This window comes from Gemmatimonadales bacterium (assembly GCA_036500345.1).
Lineage (GTDB): Bacteria > Gemmatimonadota > Gemmatimonadetes > Gemmatimonadales > GWC2-71-9 > Palsa-1233.
Genome location: DASYCE010000025.1, coordinates 94,552 through 110,716 on the forward strand (window position 1 = coordinate 94,552; position 16,165 = coordinate 110,716).

Genomic DNA, 16,165 nt, shown 5'->3' on the forward strand with positions numbered 1-16,165 from the left:
GTTGCGTCTGGTGAAGCGGCGTCGACTAGCGGCGCTTGCGGCGCAGTCCGGCTCCGGCGAGTCCGGCGAGACCCGTTGCCATCAGCGTCATCGTTGCCGGCTCCGGAGTCGCTTCCTCCGGGATGCCGATGTCATCGGCATCGATGCGGATGAGCTCGTCCTGATAGTCAACGTCCGAGCCGCCGCTGTGCCCGGTGTAGATGTCCTCGATACCGCCAATCCACGCGGTCCCTGACGGGCCCGTCGCCGAGGTCGCGCCGGTCGCGCCAAATCCGAAGAGCGCGAACTGGTTGTCATGGTTCGAATAGGCGTAGGTGCCATTGGTCATCAGGATGTAGAGCCCCCATGAATCAGCCATGGTCACGTCGCCGCTCGGGATCGTCGTATTGAGCGAGGTCTTGACGCCGGTCAGGATGTCGAAGTATCCCCAGTCCTGGTTCGCGCCGGCCACGTCGCCGCCGGGCGCTGAAGTCCCGGAGAGCAGCGAGAAGGTGTAGGTGCCGGCACCGAACGAATACGCCTGGAAGCCACCCGACCCGTTATTGAGATAGGTAGTTGGCGTCGTACCGGTGTACGGCAGCCATCCCGTCGGACGCTGATTGGCGCAGGCGTTGCCGCTGGTGCCGGCGACACCGGTCAGGATGTAGCCGACATTGCAGTGCGCGCCGTCGGCGGAAGTGTTGTCCCAGAATTGCTGCCCGCTACTGACGTTGTTCGGGGAGCCGACCGACGACCACGATTGGGCCTGGGCCGTGGCTGCACCGCCTGCGAGGGCGAGGGTCACAAGAGCTGACTGGAGCTTCATCAGTGGCGTGCTCTGGGTTGGGGACGCACCCAGTAGAAGCAAGCGGTGGGCCAGCGAATGGCACGTCCCAAGTCATTGCGGTACAGTAGGTTGGCGAATCAGCCGGGCAGGAATACTGAGGCGGCGTTGCAGCTGGGCCACGGGGAGTTGTCACAATCGCGACAGGCGACGTGGCGACCAACTGGCGCCGCACGAACCAACACTGACGGGAGCATCAGCATGACCACCTCACCCGATCCCCTCCGTTGCCCCGCATGCGCCAGCGATCAGATCGTCGCGGGCCAACTCATGTCGGGTGGAACCAGGGCGATAGGCTTCCTCCCCGAAGGCCTCAGTGCATGGGGTGCCGTGAAGAGTGCCTTCATAAGCGACGGGATCACGCTGCCGATCACTAGTCCCAAGGGCAGCACGGCGCACGGTTGTGCGGCCTGTGGCCACATCTGGTCGGCGATCGATCCTGCTGCACTGCGCAACCTGCTCCTCACGAGCGGGACCGAAGAAACCGTCAAGCGATTCACGGCTACTGGGTAGTAGTTCAGTTTGGGCCGTAACCAAGCGGGGTGGTAGGCCGATTGCCGTAATCGTCACCTACGCAGGAATTGCCGGGGCGACGCGCGAAGGGGTATTCTAGTGCTCCCTCACTCAGCGATGTCGCTTTGGCAAACAAAGGTAAGCCACGTCGTGATCCGACGTGGGGCCAGCAGAAGCCACCGTCAGCGGAAATCGTGCGCATCGCTGGCGGCGTTCGCCGATGGGAGGAAACGTGCAAGACGTTTCGATGGCTAATCGTCGGCCTTACCGTGCTCGGCGTAGCAATCTGCGTTTACAAGACCGCAACGGTAGTCGCCGGTACTACCACCTTGCTTGCAGTCGTCGTACATTTGTTTGCAAGCGTCGGCATTAGCAAGGGCCTCGCATGGTTGTTGGCGACGTTGGCAAGTGGTTACGGTGCCTCGCAACGGATGCTGAAAGGAAAAACGATCAAGCGACTGGAAGCACGGATCGTGCATTTGGAAACCAGGTGGGACAAGCGGAGAAGTTCAAGCCGCCTCACGAAGTCAGGCGACACTCACCCGGAGGACAAGTGATCACACCGGAAGGATTCGGGGTAGCGGTCACAACAGGCTTTACCTTGGTCGGGCTGGTGTTTGTGTATTACTACCTTCTCCGACAAGCTGAGATTGATCGCTTTCGCGACCAAGCCTTTCAGCTGCGCGACCAGTTGTTCGATCTCATCGTGGATGAAGCGATTCATACGGAGGATCCGGCCTATACCGTTCTGCGCCGCCGAATGAATGGGTTTATTCGATATGCCCACCGCCTCAGTATCCCCGCCGCAATCGGCTTTGCCGTCATCATCCCGGAGAAGATGATTCGCGACGACGAGTGGGGCATTCGGATGCGTGAATTGGCGACGGAAAACCCCGAGCTCCATCGGCGGCTGGTGAGCCTAAGCGACGAGATGAGCAACGCGGTCTTGGTCCACATTCTCCTAATGTCTCCGGCGCTGACCCTCTTTGGATGCCCGATCCTTCTCTGCGGGGTTATCGGTTGGTACTGCGTCGCGCGGGTGCGGAACACGTTGGAAGAGATGCGGCAGCGGATTCGGTATTTGGCGGAGAATGTCGGTACTCAAGGGTTGAGTACTGCCTAGTACCGGCCGTTGCTTCGCTGAGGCTTGGTTGCCTTCTTCGCGCCCTTCGGCTTCGCCGGGGGGCGCGTTTGCTTTTCGCCGGTCAGCCGGGCGAGCACGTCGGGAGCTGCGAGGTGAGGGTCTTGGTTCTGCGGACGCTTGGAACCTTGTCAAGCGGATCCGTCACGGCTCAAAGTGACCCCCCTACGGCGCGTCTCCGAACCACTGAAAACCCCGCCACACGACCCAGGAGCTCGCAGCATCGCTCACTCCTGGATCATGCGGTCCGGGGTCACGAATGCGGCTCCGGCGGCGCACTATTCACCGGCACCGGCAATGGAGCCGGGACAGGCACCGGCGGCGCAACCGGCGTGGGATCGGGCTCCGGCGTCGTTGCATCGTCGTGCCTGGTCAGCGCGATGATGATCCTGGCGCTGTTCCACGCCGCCAGCGATTCCGGATCGCTCCGGAAACGGGCCTTGTAGGTCCCGTCGAGGATTCGCGCGATCCTGGTGCATTCGTTCGTGATGAGCCCCAGCTCGGCACTTGCGCCGACATGATTGCCGGCATGGGTGTGCGCCGCGAGGGTGGTGCTGTCGAACTCCGCGACCGATGCACTGAACTGGTCGAGGAAGGTGTCTCCCACCCCGTACGACAGGAGCAGATCCTTGTTGGCGAGCGCCGCCGCCAGGAAGGTCTTCGCTGCCGTCGCGAATTCCTTGAGCGGGACACTCGCTTTCGGCATGACGAACTGCCCGGCGAGTTCGGGATGCTCCGGCGATGCGAGCTCCACCGTGACAGCCACATGCTCCAGCTGTTCGCGGATCCCCGCCGTGCGCAACTCCTGCCGGCGAGTGATCGCCGCCTGCTCCATCTCCCGCCCATTGTGTTGCTGCACCGCGAGCGCGTCGCCGCGCGCTACACGGTCGGCCAGACGCGACACCAGCCCGGTATGGCTGATGTCGTCCGCCGCGGGATGCGCCTGGGCGAAATCGAGCACCCGGGCTGCCATCGCCAGCTTCCTGCGTATGTCTGCTCTCATACATCCTCCTGCGTGTGACGCGGCTGCATTGGGAGCCGAGCCAGTGAACTGCAAGTGAGTACGGAGATCGGCAGGCACCCCAGCGGCCGGCCGACGCCAGCTGGTGGGCAGGGTTCGTGCCGCAACGAAAAATCATTATTCATTCGTGTGAGAGCCGCATGGACACTGGGGTTGCGGCCAATATGCCGGTTTTCTGCCTTCGGAAATCCAGCGATTTCGACCGTCGAAAAGTGTCCGGTTTTTAGGACATGTTGTCGTGATTCGGAGCAACTTTCGTCAACCACTGCTATTTGTGCGCTCGTCGAATTCGAATTGCGGTCCGGAATGCTTTCGGTCGCATACGCATCATGCTGACCAGCAACCAACTGATGCCGCCGACACGAAGTCGAACCGGCCGAATCCAAAACCAGTGCCACCGGGTTGAGAATCGGGTCGGCCGATTTGAAAAGGGGCACCCCCGATTTGAAAGCAGGCTCGACCGGATTGAGAATGGGTGCCGGCGTTTGTGAAGCGAGTCGTGCCGTCCGGCACGGCAGACGGGCGATTGCAAAGCATCGGGCGCCGTGACGATTGCAGGTCCGGATTCCCCTTCCGGGGACCCGGTCGTCGCCGAGCGTAGTGCTTCCGGAGGCGAAAGGCCTGGAATCGGATCTGGCGTGACTGTCGACGGCGCGAGTGACAATCTGTCCGGCAGGTCGGTGACAGCGAACGGATGCGAATGATCGGCTGGCTCGCGCTTCCCCGACGGATTTGAAATCGGTCAGGGAAGCGTTTTCCGCTCCGGCACAGTTGCTTGACGGCGCAGGGTCCCCGCCAACGGCCGAAAGGCTTCAGCCGATGGCCGAACGGTGCGCAACGAGTTCAGGGTGGCATCGATCGCGGCATCGGATGACTGCCGTGAATATCGAGTCGGGTGATCCGGCGGCGCTGCGATTTCCTTCTAGCTCGAACGGCATTCAGGCGGTTGAGAACGGCATTCCCCCGGCGCCACCGATGAAGTCGATAGTTGAGAACGCCTCCCTTCCGGTGCGACATTCATCTTCTTCTCCAACCCAGATCCCAGGGAGCCGCGCGATGAACACTCGCCGTCAATTCCTGATCCAGACCCCGCTGGCGCTTCTCACCGTCGCGGTGGGATGCCGCCAGGATGGCGGCTCCACAGCTCAGCAACCGTCGAGCGCGAGCGGTGGCACGCCGGCTCCCGGCGCCCCGCCGACCTTCGGCACCGGCGCCGGGTCGGGGCCACCGGTCAACGCGGCGACATTTGCCGAAGCGGAAAAACTCCCGCAGGTCACCCTCACGCCGGCACAGCAGGCGCAGGCAGCGGACTCCTGGCGCCAGTCGATGGCGCCGTACCTCGAGCGGCGAACCGGCCCGCGGAAACTCGCGATCGCGCCGACCGATGCACCCGCAACACTCTGGAATCCGATGCTGCCGGGTGTCGCTCCTGGCCCATCGAAGGACCACTTCGTCCGCAGCGCGGCGACGAGGGCGCCGTTGCCATCCACTGACGACGCCATCGCCTTCGCGCCGGTGTGGCAGCTGTCGAAGTGGATCGAATCGAAGCAACTCACGTCGACGCGACTGACGCAGATCTATCTCTCGCGCATCGATCGCCTCAACCCGAAGGTCAACGCGATCATCACCCTGACGCGCGATCAGGCACTTGCACGCGCGGCGCAGGCAGACGCCGAAATCAAGGCGGGGAAGTATCGCGGCCCGCTGCACGGCATCCCGTATGGCGTGAAGGACCTTCTCGACACCGCCGGCATCGCGACGACCTACGGCGCGGAGCCGTTCAAGAACCGGATTCCGACAGCGAACTCCGCCGTGGTGCAGCGTCTCGACGACGCCGGCGCGGTCCTCCTCGCCAAGCTGTCACTCGGCGCGCTGGCGCTCAACGACATCTGGTTCGGCGGGCAGACGATGAATCCGTGGCTCCTGGAAGAAGGTGCATCGGGATCGAGTGCCGGTCCGGGTGCTTCGACCGCCGCCGGTCTCGTCGGATTCGCGATCGGCAGCGAAACCGATGGGAGCATCGTGAGTCCATCGATGCGCTGCGGCGTGACCGGCTTTCGCCCGACCTTCGGACGGGTGGCGCGAAGCGGCGCGATGACGCTCTGCTGGTCGCTCGACAAGCTCGGCCCCATGACGCGCGCGGTCGAAGACACGATGCTGGTGCTCCGCGCCATCAGCGGACCTGATGCCGGCGATCCGTCGAGCGTTCCCAGCCATCTCGATTTCGACGCCACCGCGAGCGTGAAGGGGCTCAAGGTCGGATACATCGCATCGTGGATGAAGGAAGCGCCCGCGACCGACGTCGATCGCGCCGCACTCGACACGATCAGGTCGGTCGGAATGATCCCGACGGAAGTGACCCTCCCCGACTGGCCGTACGATTCGATGATGCCGATCCTCTTCGCCGAAGGCGCGGCATCGTTCGAGGAGCTCACGCTGACCAACCAGATGGACACGCTGCGGATGCAGGTCAAGGATGCGTGGCCGAATCTCTTCCGTCAGGCACGCTTCCTCTCCGCGGTCGACATGGTGCAGGCCGACCGGATGCGCCGGAAGGTCGCGCTGGAAATGGCCCGCATCTTCGCATCGGTCGACTTGCTGATCGTGCCGTCGCTTCGCGATGAACAGCTGACGATCACCAACTTCACCGGGCATCCGTCGCTCACCATGCGCGCCGGGTTCGTACAGGTCGCCGAAGCGCGCAGTGACTGGGCGCCCGACCCGGCGCATCCGCTGCCGAAGTTCTCGCCGCCGAGACGGGTACCGCACGGAATCACCCTGCTGGGACGCCTCTTCGAGGATGGCCGGGTGGCGCAGGCGGGGCTGGCGCTCGAGCGGGCATTCGGCGTCGTGGGCGAGCATCCGCCGGGGTTCTGATGCGGATCATGTGGGGCCGGGCGGCGCCGGATCGTCGTCCGACGTGATGACACCCGGACCGATCAGCGGCAGCGAACTGTTCGAGCTCGACGACGCAACGATCGAGCGGCTGGAACTCACCGCGAACGCGATGCGTGAGTCGATCATCTCCATGCTCCTCGCCGCCGGAAGCGGACACACCGCCGGCCCCCTCGGCATGGCCGACATCTTTGCCTACCTCTTCATGCATGCGCTGCGGCACCAGCCCTCGAATCCGGCGTGGCCGGAGCGCGACCGCCTGGTCCTTTCCAACGGACACATCTGTCCCGTGCTGTACGCTGCGATGGCGCACTCCGGATACTTCCCTATCGAGGAATTGCAGACGCTGCGCAAGTTCGGCTCACGGCTGCAGGGCCATCCACATCGCGAGCGACTGCCGGGACTCGAAACGAGCTCCGGTCCGCTCGGCTCGGGTCTGTCGCAGGCGGTGGGGATGGCGATCGCCGACCGGATCGACTCGCCGTCGAGTGATCGCACCATCTACTGCCTCCTCTCCGACGGCGAGCACGACGAGGGGGCGACGTGGGAAGCGGGGATGCTCGGCGGCAAGGAGAAGCTGCGCAACCTGATCGCGATCATCGACCGCAACAACATCCAGATCGACGGCTTCACCGAGCAGGTGATGCCGCTCGAACCGATCGCCGACAAGTGGCGCGCGTGGAACTGGCATGTGATCGAAATCGACGGGCACAACTTCCGTGCGATCGACGGCGCGATCCGCGAAGCGAAGGCGATCTACGAACATCCGACGATGATCGTGGCGCACACCATTCCGGGGAAGGGCGTCCGCGAATTCGAGCGCAAGTACGAATGGCACGGAAAGCCGCCCGACGCGAAGCAGGGGAAGATGGCGCTCGACGAACTTCGCACGCTCGACGGGAGAATCCGCGCCGAGCACGAGGGGTCGCGATGATCGTTCCGGACCAGCACTTCGACGCGCGGATCTTCGAGAAGGACGTCGCGATGGCGGCGATTCGCAGCGGGTTCGGTGATGGCCTCGTGCTCGCGGGTGAGCGCGATCCCAACGTGGTGGGTCTCTGCGCCGACCTCACCGACTCGACGCACATGCTGCCATTCAAGGAAAAGTATCCCGATCGGTTCATCGAGGTCGGCGTCGCCGAGCAGAATCTTGCCGGTGTGGGAAGCGGCATGGCGGCGATGGGGAAAGTTCCGTTCATCACGTCGTACGCGATGTTCTCGCCGGGACGGAACTGGGAGCAGATCCGGACGACGATCTGCTACAACGACCAGCCGGTGAAGATCGCGGGATCGCACGCCGGGATTTCGGTGGGACCCGATGGCGGCACCCACCAGGCGATCGAGGATATCGCGATCACGCGCGTCATTCCGCGGATGATCGTGCTCTCGCCGTGCGACGCGATCGAGGCGCGCAAGGCGACGATCGCCGCGGCGAGCACCGGGACGCCGGTCTACCTGCGGCTGGCGCGTGAGAAGACTCCGGTGATGACCACGGACGATTCTCCGTTCGAAATCGGCAAGGCGCAGTGTGTCTGGGACACGAGCCTCGGCCAGCCGGCGCTCGAGCCGCAGGTGACGCTGATCGCCACCGGCGCGCTGCTGCACCAGGCGCTTGTCGCCGCGCGGGAGGTTGCCGCCGACGGGATCGGATCGATCGTGATCAACCTCTCGACGATCAAGCCGATCGACGAAGCGGGGATTCTGGCGGCGGTACGGCGCGCGCCGCGGGTTGTCACGGTGGAGGAACATCAGGTCGCCGGCGGGATGGGGTCCGCGGTCGCCGAGCTGCTGGTGCAACGGATGCCGGTACCGCAGCGATTCATCGGCGTGGGGGACGACTTCGGGCAATCGGGAACGCCTGAGGAGCTGATCGCGCACTACGGGATGGACACGCCGCACATCGTGGCGGCGATCCGTGACGTGGTGCATGTTTAGCGATCCCGTTCCGATGAGGCGACCTGATGCGATCGTTCCGCGCCACGACGATGGTAGTGGTCCTTGCGGCGGCCGGTGGGCTGCGTGCAATGGAAGGACAAGGGGCGACCCGCGCCCATGCCGGCAGCAACCGGACATCGGCCGCGATCACCGCCGCCGACCTGCGGACGCGCCTCTTCCTCATCGCCGATGATTCGATGGCGGGCCGCGAAACCGGCTCGATCGGCGACTTCACCGCCGCCAACTACATCGCATCGGAATTCAAGCGACTCGGGATGATCCCGAAGGGCGAGGACGGCGACTGGTTCCAGACCGTCCCGTTCTGGATTCCCGCGCCCGAGTCGCGATCGCTCTCGATCGACGGCGGCGGGACGATCGCTTTCGGCCGTGATTACGTGGAGGTCGTCCTGGGGCGGCCGGCCGCGGCTGGCCCCGGGCCGTTCGATGTGGTCTACGGCGGCTCCGTCTACGACTCGGCGGCGTGGATCGACGCGGCGCATGCGGCGGGGAAGCTGGTGGTACTCGACATCGGCGCGACGAACGGCGACGCTCCGGTCCAGCTCAATCCCATTGCCACATCACGGCATTTCGCCGGCGCTGCCGGCATTGCCCTGGCCCGGCCCGATCTGACGCCGGATGCCACAGCCAACTTCATGCGCTACACGCCGAGGCCCGACACGACGCGCTTCGCGGGACGCCCGGCGATGATCTTGATGACGATGCACGCAGCCGATCTCCTTCTCGGAACAGCGGCCGGCGCGCGGCATGTCGGCGACGCCGGCCGTCGCGTCACGGGATCGATCTCGCTGCACTACGTGCCGGTGGCGTACCCGGCGCGAAATGTCATCGGCGTGGTCGAGGGAAGTGATCCGAAGCTTCGCGGCGAGTATGTCTCGCTCACCGCGCACAACGATCATGTCGGGATCTGCATGTCGGCGGTCGATCACGACTCGATGCGCGCGTTCCTGCATGTGCTGCGACCGATGGGCGCCGACACCAGGAACTGGAACGAAACACCCGAGGCCGACGCGACGATTCACGCGATGATCGACTCGATGCGCCGGCTTCACCCGCCGCGTGCGGACTCGATCTGCAACGGCGCCGACGACGACGGATCGGGGACGGCGGCGATTCTCGAACTCGCCGAGTCGTTCGCATCGCTCCCGATGGCGCAGCGGCCGCGGCGATCGATCCTCTTCGTCTCACATGTGGCGGAAGAGCGCGGCCTCGTCGGCTCGGCGTGGTTCACCGATCACGCCACGGTTCCGGTCGATTCGATCGTGGCCGAGATCGACGAGGACATGGTCGGGCGCGGGACAGCGTGGGACCTTCCGAAGGGAGGTCCGACCTATCTCGAGGTCGTCGGCGCGCGCCGCCTCTCCAACGAGTTCGGTGACCTCCTCGAAGCAGCCAACCGGAAGCAGCGCGTGCCGTTCGTCTTCAACTACGAGTTCGACGCGCCGCATCATCCATTGCAGTACTACTGTCGTGCCGACCATTACAGCTACGCGCGCTACGGCATCCCGAGTGTGGCGTTCTCGCGTGGCGAGCACCTCGACTATCACCAGGTGACCGACGAGCCGCAGTACATCGACTACGACGACATGCTCCGCGTGGTGCAGATGGTGCACGATGCGGCACTTGGCATCGGCAATCTCGATCATGCGCCGCGGCTCGACCAGCCGAAGGGCGATCCACACGCCCGGTGTGTGCAGTGAGCACGTTGCGACCGTGGTGATGGGGGCTTCGCTCACCGCCGACGGATGCCGGTTTCGCGTGTGGGCGCCCAACGCATCGCGGGTGGCGGTGATGGGAAGCTTCAATGCCTGGCGCGACGACGAGTACCAGTTGGTGCGGCAGGACGGTGACATCTGGGAGACGGAGGTTGCCGGTGTCCGGGCCGGCGACGAGTACCTCTACGTGATCGACAATCGCGGCGGCGATGAATGGAATCCCGGGCAGCGAGGGCTTCGCCGGGTCGATCCGTGGGCGCGGGCGACGCGCGGCTCGGGGGGCAACGCCGTGGTGGTCGATGTTGACCGGGAGCTGGCGGAGTCCGGCTTGCGCGATGATCGATTCGTCACGCCGGAGGCGTCCGACTGGGTGATCTACCAGGTACACGTCGGGTCGTTCGTCGGCGGCGGCGACCTGGTGGACACCGGTCCGACGGCGACCGGGACGTTCGCGCAGTTCGAACAGAAGCTGGGCTACGTGCGGTCGCTGGGGTTTAACGCCATCGCGCTGCTGCCGATCCACGAAAATCCCGGTGACGGCAACGAGGGGTACGGGCCGTCGCACCTGTTCGCGCCGGAATCGTCGTACGGATCGCCGGCCCAGTTGCGGCACCTGGTGCGCGCGGCGCATGACACCGGACTTGCGGTGGTGTTCGACGTCGTCTGGAATCACATGAGCGACTTCGATAACCGGCTCTGGGAGTTCGACGGAATGACCAGGGACGGCGGCATCTTCTTCGAAGTGGCCGGGCGCACGCCGTGGGGACCGCGGCTGGCATTCTGGAAGCGCGAAGTGCGCGACCTGATCGTGGCCAATGCGCAGATGTGCTTCGACGAGTATCACGTGGACGGGCTGCGAGTCGACGCCGCCGACGAGCTGTCGGCATCATTGCTGATCGACGTGTTGCGGGCGGTGCGCGGCGGCCCCGATGGCCGGTCCAGCTTGATGATCGCCGAATGGACTGGAGGGGATGTCGGCGGATCGCGGCGGCTGATCAACGAGATCGGCTTCGACCGTCTCTGGGCGCTCGGCGATCCTTCCATCTTCCTCTCGGCCGTGAATGATGACCGCGTGCCCGACGCCACCGAGCGCACCGACCGGCTGGTCGACTTGATCACGCTGCCGGCTGGTGGGGCCCGGATCCGATACCTCCTCGGCTCACATGACACGGGGCATGACAACGACAGCGGCCGGCGGACAGGGTTCCGTCACTTTGTCGAGCTGGCCGGGGGGCGCGACAACTGGCACGCTCGCGCCAAGGCGAGAATCGGCTGGGTGCTCTGCACCGCGCTCCCCGGCACGCCGATGTGCTTCATGGGCGCGGAATGCCTGCAGCCGGGGTACTGGCACCCGCGTTCCGACGACAATCCGGCACACGGCGATCATCGATTCAACTGGCAGCGATGCGGCGATGCCTTCGGCGGGGAGATGCGGGCGCTCGTCGGCACAGCCAACCGGGTGCGCTGGGATCACCCAGCGCTGCGTTCGGGGTCGCTCGACATCGTACATGTCGATGGCGCCAACGGCGTGGTTGCGTTCCGTCGAGACGCTGGCGGTGACGCCGTGCTGGTGGTGATCAACGTGAGCGATAACTCATGGCCCGTCGGCGGCTATGCCCTCCCGGTGCCCGGAGACGATCGCTCCTGGCGGAAGGTCCTCGATTCACAGGATCGAGCGTTTGGCGGCGACGAATCGGCGAGTGACGAACATCCGGCATCGATCGGCGGGACGCTCCATCTCGGCGTGGGGCGCTGGTCGGTGATGATACTCCGCGGGTGAGCCATGTCGCGAGCGCCTCGGGCTGTGTCTGGGCGGCGTGGGGTCGACGTCGTTCGGGGTGACGTCCACCCGATCATGGAGCGAAACCGTGACCGACCCGACTGATTCACGACGCAAGCCGCGGCCGCCGGAATTCACCGAATTGAAGGATGGGAAGCCGTTGCCGAAGGAGCTGACCGGCCGCGCCAGCGAGACGACCGATGGCCTTCCGGAACTCTTTGCTGATGATGACGCCGAGCATTTTGCCGATGGCTTTCACGGCGGGAGCAACGGAGATCCCGATTCCGACGTCGACGACGAGGAGCCGAAGGTTCCGGACAACGATGGTGACGTGACTGCCGACTAATGCACCCAGGTCGGTGTGGCGAGATCGATGCGCCACACCGGCCCGCTGTACATCGGACCCTCGAACCTGAGAAATGCCGGCGCGCCGCTCGTGGCAATCCAGATGTGGCTGTCCGGTGGAATCTTCCCCAGCAATTTCGCCAGCACGCCGGTGATGCCACCCACTTTCGGCTTGAGGGTGTAGTGCGCCGTCGACTCGAGCGACGCGGACTTCACGCGTGCCGGCTCCGACGGAATGAATTCGAGACCGATGACGCGCGGCTTGGGCAGGAACGCGACCACGTGCACGTCGCGCGTTTCATCGGGGCGCAGGTTCTTGGCGATCATCAGCGGGAGGCCGTTCGCCACGTCACCGGGAAGATCCAGTGATCCGGTGTAGTTGCTGACCTTGCCGTCGTCGTGCGAGGTCGCGCGGACCTGGTACCGCCCCGACCTCCAGATCGTCGCATCGAGGTCGCGGTCGAACGCGGCGCCACGCTGGATCAGGTGGTAGCGCTGCATCGCCAACCCGTGGTCCTGCGAATAATCGACCGTCTCCTCGAACCGCGATCCATCGTGGAAGTCGAACGCAAGTACCGACTCGACCCCGCTGCTGGTCCCCCGTTGCACCAGATCTCCCCGGGCGATTTCCCGGCCATCGGCCGCATGCATCACCAGGAAGCCATGGGCAGTCCCCTCGGGGAAGCGGACCGCAACCCGGCCGGTGTCGGGCCTGGCTGGAGCCTGCGCAGAACCAGCGATGAGCAGCGTCAAGGCGATTTCGAGCACTCGGTCTTCTTCCGATGATTTGTCTGGGAGACGCTCGCCGCGACGCCGGCAGGACGGCAAGCCAGTCATTGCTCGAATCCGTCGACGGGGCGAGCCAAATCGCGGACGAAGGGGCTACCGGAGCGGGTGAACCCGAGGGGCATGAAAGTCGCCTATGGGTGGTGGCAGAGACCCGCGACGGCGCGGACGTGTAAGGCGTTGGACAGTTTGATGTTAGCGCCGCGACAGGGTCGCCGGCGCAGACCCAGGAGAGAGGGACGATGTTGATCATCCAAATGGCGGTGGAGTCGGCAGTTAGAGGGTGGTCGATGCTGCTGTGGCGGGCACGGCACACCTCCCGTGTCGGCGATCTGTGGCGCGCGTTCGGCGCTGGCTCATATGGACCAGCCGTGGCGATCAGTCCACGGCAACGTGCCGAGCGGACTGGCCGACTGGTGTCACAAACTGACCTGCACGGATTCACGACACTTGAGCTCACGATGGTCGTCGTCATCCTCGGCATCCTGACGGCGATGGTCGTCCCGCAGGTCTCCAGGTATACCGAGAAGAGCGAAGCGGGCCGCGCCGCGATGGTGGTGCAGCAGGACCTCGAGCGGAGCTTTGCGCTGGCGGCACGCCTGCGGCAGCCGATGGTCCTCACCGCGGACAACACGCAGCACATCTACCAGGTCAAGGACCAGACCGACGATTCGGTGCGCCTGACGCGCCGCCTGTCGCTGGGCCAGGAATTCGGCGTCGAAACGATGACGTTCTCCAACACCAGCATCACCATCCAGCCGAACGGCGTCGCCAGCGACACCCTCGGCGTCACCCTCACGGCGCGCAACACGACGCGGCACGTGTCGATGACCCGAATCGGTCTGATCCAGAGGACTCAGTGATCCGCGATCGGCGGGGCGTCGGATTGATCGAGGTCATCCTGTCGATCTCGATGTTCGCCATCGTAATCGCCGGGCTGTCGCCGGCGCTGGTGATGCGCGCGCGGAGCGAGCGGCTGGCGACGGCGGAGACGTATCGCTGGGCGCTGTCGGCGGAGGCGATCAACCGGATCAACGCAACGCCGGCTGCGGCGATGCTCACCGGGACGACCTGCGACACGGCGGCGGCGCTACCGATCCAGTTTTCGCGGTGCGTCACGATCACCAACGTGACGACGCGCCTCCAGCGCGCGACGGTGGTGGTGCTTCCGATCAACCTCTCCTCGATCCCGGGCGACACCATCGTCCTCGATCGCGCCAACAACGTCGGTCCACTCGACCTGGGGAGCTGATGAAACGCACCGGAACGACGCTGGTGGAAATGATGATCGCGCTGGTCATCCTGGCACTCTTTGCGTCGACGCTGACCGTGATGGTGGTGAAGAGTTCGGTGACCGATGAAGCGGTCGATGCACGGCGCGAAGCGCGCGGCATCGCACGGACGTCGCTCAACATCGTCGAGTCGGAGATGCGGATGGCGGAACCGTCCGGTGTCATCGCGCCGACCGACGATTCGACGCTCACGTTCAATCAGCCGATCGCCATGGGGCTGGTGTGCGGAGTGACCGGCGGCAATGCCGTGATCTCGTTGCTGCCTAGTGCCGACCTGCCGGGCTCGCTCACCGTCGCTGGCTATGCGGGGTGGGCGTACCGCGACTCGACGGGGACGTATCAGTACCAGCCCACAACGTCGCTCACCAGCGGCACCGCGAGCACGTGCACCGCGTCGAACATCTCGACGTTCTCTGCAAGCAGCGGACGGGTGGTGCAGGTGCCGTCCGGAGTCTCGCTGGCGTCGGGAACGGTCGCCTTCCTCTATCGGCAGCTCACCTATTCGCTGCGCGTGTCGACGGCGCTCCCCGGGCGCCGCGGACTGTACCGCACTGCTGGTGCCGGTACACCCGAGGAAATCGCATCGCCGTTCGCGACTGGTGCGCGTTTTCGCTGGTACATCCTCGGCGCGACGGAGCCGGACGATACGCTGCCGACCGACTTCGAGGACCTGAGCGGCGTACAGTTCGTGCTGACCGCCGAGAGTCGCTTGACGCCCCGGACATCGACGGCGCCGGTGCAGGCGCCGTTCACGACGTCAGTCTTCTTCCAGAACCGGCCCAACTGATGAACCAGACGACGACACGCCCACGCCCCGCCGCGCGAGCTCGCGTCCACGATCGCCGTGGCATCGCACTCCCGCTGGTGCTGCTGCTCACGCTGATGCTGTCGATCTCCGTGGGCGCCGCATTCATCATTGCCAACAACGAGCATGATGTCGGCACCGATCACGATGCGGAGCTCAAGGCGTACGCCGTGGCGCAGGAGGGGATCGAACGGTATCTCACCGATGTCACCTCGTTGCCGACCACCTTCCCGGACGCGCGGACGATCGCGGTCACCGGCGGAAGTGCGACGGTGACGCTGAACCGCTTCCGCAACTCGGCAAGTCCGTCGGTCGCTTCGATCTATGTGCTCACGTCGGTGGGGAAGGCGACGACGGCGAATCTGCGCCGGTCGTCGTCAACGCCGGTGGGGCAGCGGACGATTTCGCAGATGCTGACATGGCAGACCGGGTCGATCGACGCGAACGCCGCGTTCACCTCGCTGTCGGGGCTCAACATCAAGAACGGCTCGTCGGGGACGGTCAGCGGTGTCGACATTGCCGATCCGGTGACCGGATGCGCTGGTGGCCAGCCGTCGATCGCCGGCCTCGCCGTGCCGAACTCGAGTCTCGACATGAACGGCAACAACACCAACTTCATCGACGGCAATCCCGACAATGCCCCACTCTACATCGGGACCTCCGGGCCGAGCGGCACTGCGGTGCAGGCAGTCGATGTCGACTGGGCGGGAGTGCTGTCGGGGAGCATCGCGCCGGATTTCGTGCTTGACCGCACCGGGAAGAAGAGCACCGGCTCATGGCCCACGTCGTCGCAGTTCGCCAACTGGCCGGTGGTGCTGGTGAAGGGGAACATCACCAACGGAGACAATGTCAGCGCCGGTGAAGGGGTGCTGGTGGTCACCGGCGACGCGGATCTTTCCAACTTCATCTGGCACGGGATCGTGCTGGTGGGCGGTCAGATCACCTTGTCGGGGTCCAAGGCGAACGTCTGGGGGACGCTCTTCACCGGCCTCAACGAAGAGGTCGGGACCAACGTCAGCACCGGGACCGTCGGCAACGGCAACGTCCTGGTGCAGTACAACAACTGCGATATCAGCGAGGCGCTCCTGAAGTTTGG

At 65.0% G+C, this 16,165-nt stretch carries 15 protein-coding genes; 12 read left to right on the top strand and 3 right to left on the bottom strand.

Annotated features, from left to right (window positions below; translation table 11 throughout):
* Positions 1-25: 25 nt before the first annotated feature.
* Positions 26-805, bottom strand: a complete 780-nt coding sequence (locus VGM20_11115) for a PEP-CTERM sorting domain-containing protein (GenBank protein ID HEY4101410.1) — start codon at positions 803-805, stop codon at positions 26-28.
* A gap of 219 nt (positions 806-1,024) precedes the next feature.
* On the opposite strand from VGM20_11115, the gene VGM20_11120 reads away from it, so the two are divergent.
* Together VGM20_11120 and VGM20_11125 are read left to right on the top strand one after the other, a co-directional pair.
* A complete protein-coding gene (locus tag VGM20_11120; GenBank protein ID HEY4101411.1) occupies positions 1,025-1,336 on the top strand; it encodes a hypothetical protein in 312 nt (103 codons plus the stop codon).
* Between the two features lie 553 nt (positions 1,337-1,889).
* The gene (locus tag VGM20_11125; protein HEY4101412.1) at positions 1,890-2,459 is read left to right on the top strand and encodes a hypothetical protein; all 570 of its coding nucleotides are present in this window, start codon (positions 1,890-1,892) and stop codon (positions 2,457-2,459) included.
* A gap of 271 nt (positions 2,460-2,730) precedes the next feature.
* Here VGM20_11125 and VGM20_11130 read toward each other — a convergent pair whose 3' ends face one another.
* The gene (locus VGM20_11130; GenBank protein HEY4101413.1) at positions 2,731-3,480 is read right to left on the bottom strand and encodes a hypothetical protein; all 750 of its coding nucleotides are present in this window, start codon (positions 3,478-3,480) and stop codon (positions 2,731-2,733) included.
* 1,074 nt (positions 3,481-4,554) lie between these two features.
* Here VGM20_11130 and VGM20_11135 point away from each other — a divergent pair.
* The 6 genes from VGM20_11135 to VGM20_11160 all read left to right on the top strand — a co-directional run bounded on the left by VGM20_11135 (position 4,555) and on the right by VGM20_11160 (position 12,187).
* Entirely contained in the window at positions 4,555-6,375 is a 1,821-nt protein-coding gene (locus VGM20_11135; GenBank protein ID HEY4101414.1) for an amidase family protein, read from the top strand.
* A 46-nt stretch (positions 6,376-6,421) separates the two neighbouring features.
* Complete coding sequence (locus VGM20_11140) at positions 6,422-7,327, top strand: transketolase (protein HEY4101415.1); 906 nt, start codon at positions 6,422-6,424, stop codon at positions 7,325-7,327.
* The gene (locus tag VGM20_11145) at positions 7,324-8,328 is read left to right on the top strand and encodes a transketolase C-terminal domain-containing protein (GenBank protein ID HEY4101416.1); all 1,005 of its coding nucleotides are present in this window, start codon (positions 7,324-7,326) and stop codon (positions 8,326-8,328) included. Before VGM20_11140 ends, VGM20_11145 begins: the two co-directional genes overlap by 4 nt.
* Positions 8,329-8,354: 26 nt before the next feature.
* Complete coding sequence (locus VGM20_11150; protein ID HEY4101417.1) at positions 8,355-10,046, top strand: M28 family peptidase; 1,692 nt, start codon at positions 8,355-8,357, stop codon at positions 10,044-10,046.
* A 19-nt stretch (positions 10,047-10,065) separates the two neighbouring features.
* Positions 10,066-11,841 (top strand): alpha-amylase family glycosyl hydrolase, encoded by a 1,776-nt coding sequence (locus VGM20_11155; protein ID HEY4101418.1) that lies wholly within the window; start codon positions 10,066-10,068, stop codon positions 11,839-11,841.
* Positions 11,842-11,929: 88 nt separating this feature from the next.
* Entirely contained in the window at positions 11,930-12,187 is a 258-nt protein-coding gene (locus tag VGM20_11160; protein ID HEY4101419.1) for a hypothetical protein, read from the top strand.
* Here VGM20_11160 and VGM20_11165 read toward each other — a convergent pair.
* Entirely contained in the window at positions 12,184-12,954 is a 771-nt protein-coding gene (locus VGM20_11165; GenBank protein ID HEY4101420.1) for a hypothetical protein, read from the bottom strand. The two genes, VGM20_11160 and VGM20_11165, sit on opposite strands and share 4 nt — an antisense overlap.
* Positions 12,955-13,214: 260 nt before the next feature.
* On the opposite strand from VGM20_11165, the gene VGM20_11170 reads away from it, so the two are divergent.
* The 4 genes from VGM20_11170 to VGM20_11185 form a co-directional block, all read left to right on the top strand.
* Entirely contained in the window at positions 13,215-13,835 is a 621-nt protein-coding gene (locus VGM20_11170; GenBank protein ID HEY4101421.1) for a hypothetical protein, read from the top strand.
* A complete protein-coding gene (locus tag VGM20_11175) occupies positions 13,832-14,224 on the top strand; it encodes a hypothetical protein (GenBank protein HEY4101422.1) in 393 nt (130 codons plus the stop codon). The genes VGM20_11170 and VGM20_11175 overlap by 4 nt, the downstream gene beginning before the upstream one ends.
* Positions 14,224-15,051 (top strand): prepilin-type N-terminal cleavage/methylation domain-containing protein, encoded by an 828-nt coding sequence (locus VGM20_11180; protein ID HEY4101423.1) that lies wholly within the window; start codon positions 14,224-14,226, stop codon positions 15,049-15,051. Before VGM20_11175 ends, VGM20_11180 begins: the two co-directional genes overlap by 1 nt.
* On the top strand, positions 15,051-16,165 hold a 1,115-nt coding region (locus VGM20_11185; protein HEY4101424.1), incomplete at its 3' end, for a hypothetical protein. The genes VGM20_11180 and VGM20_11185, both read left to right, overlap by 1 nt.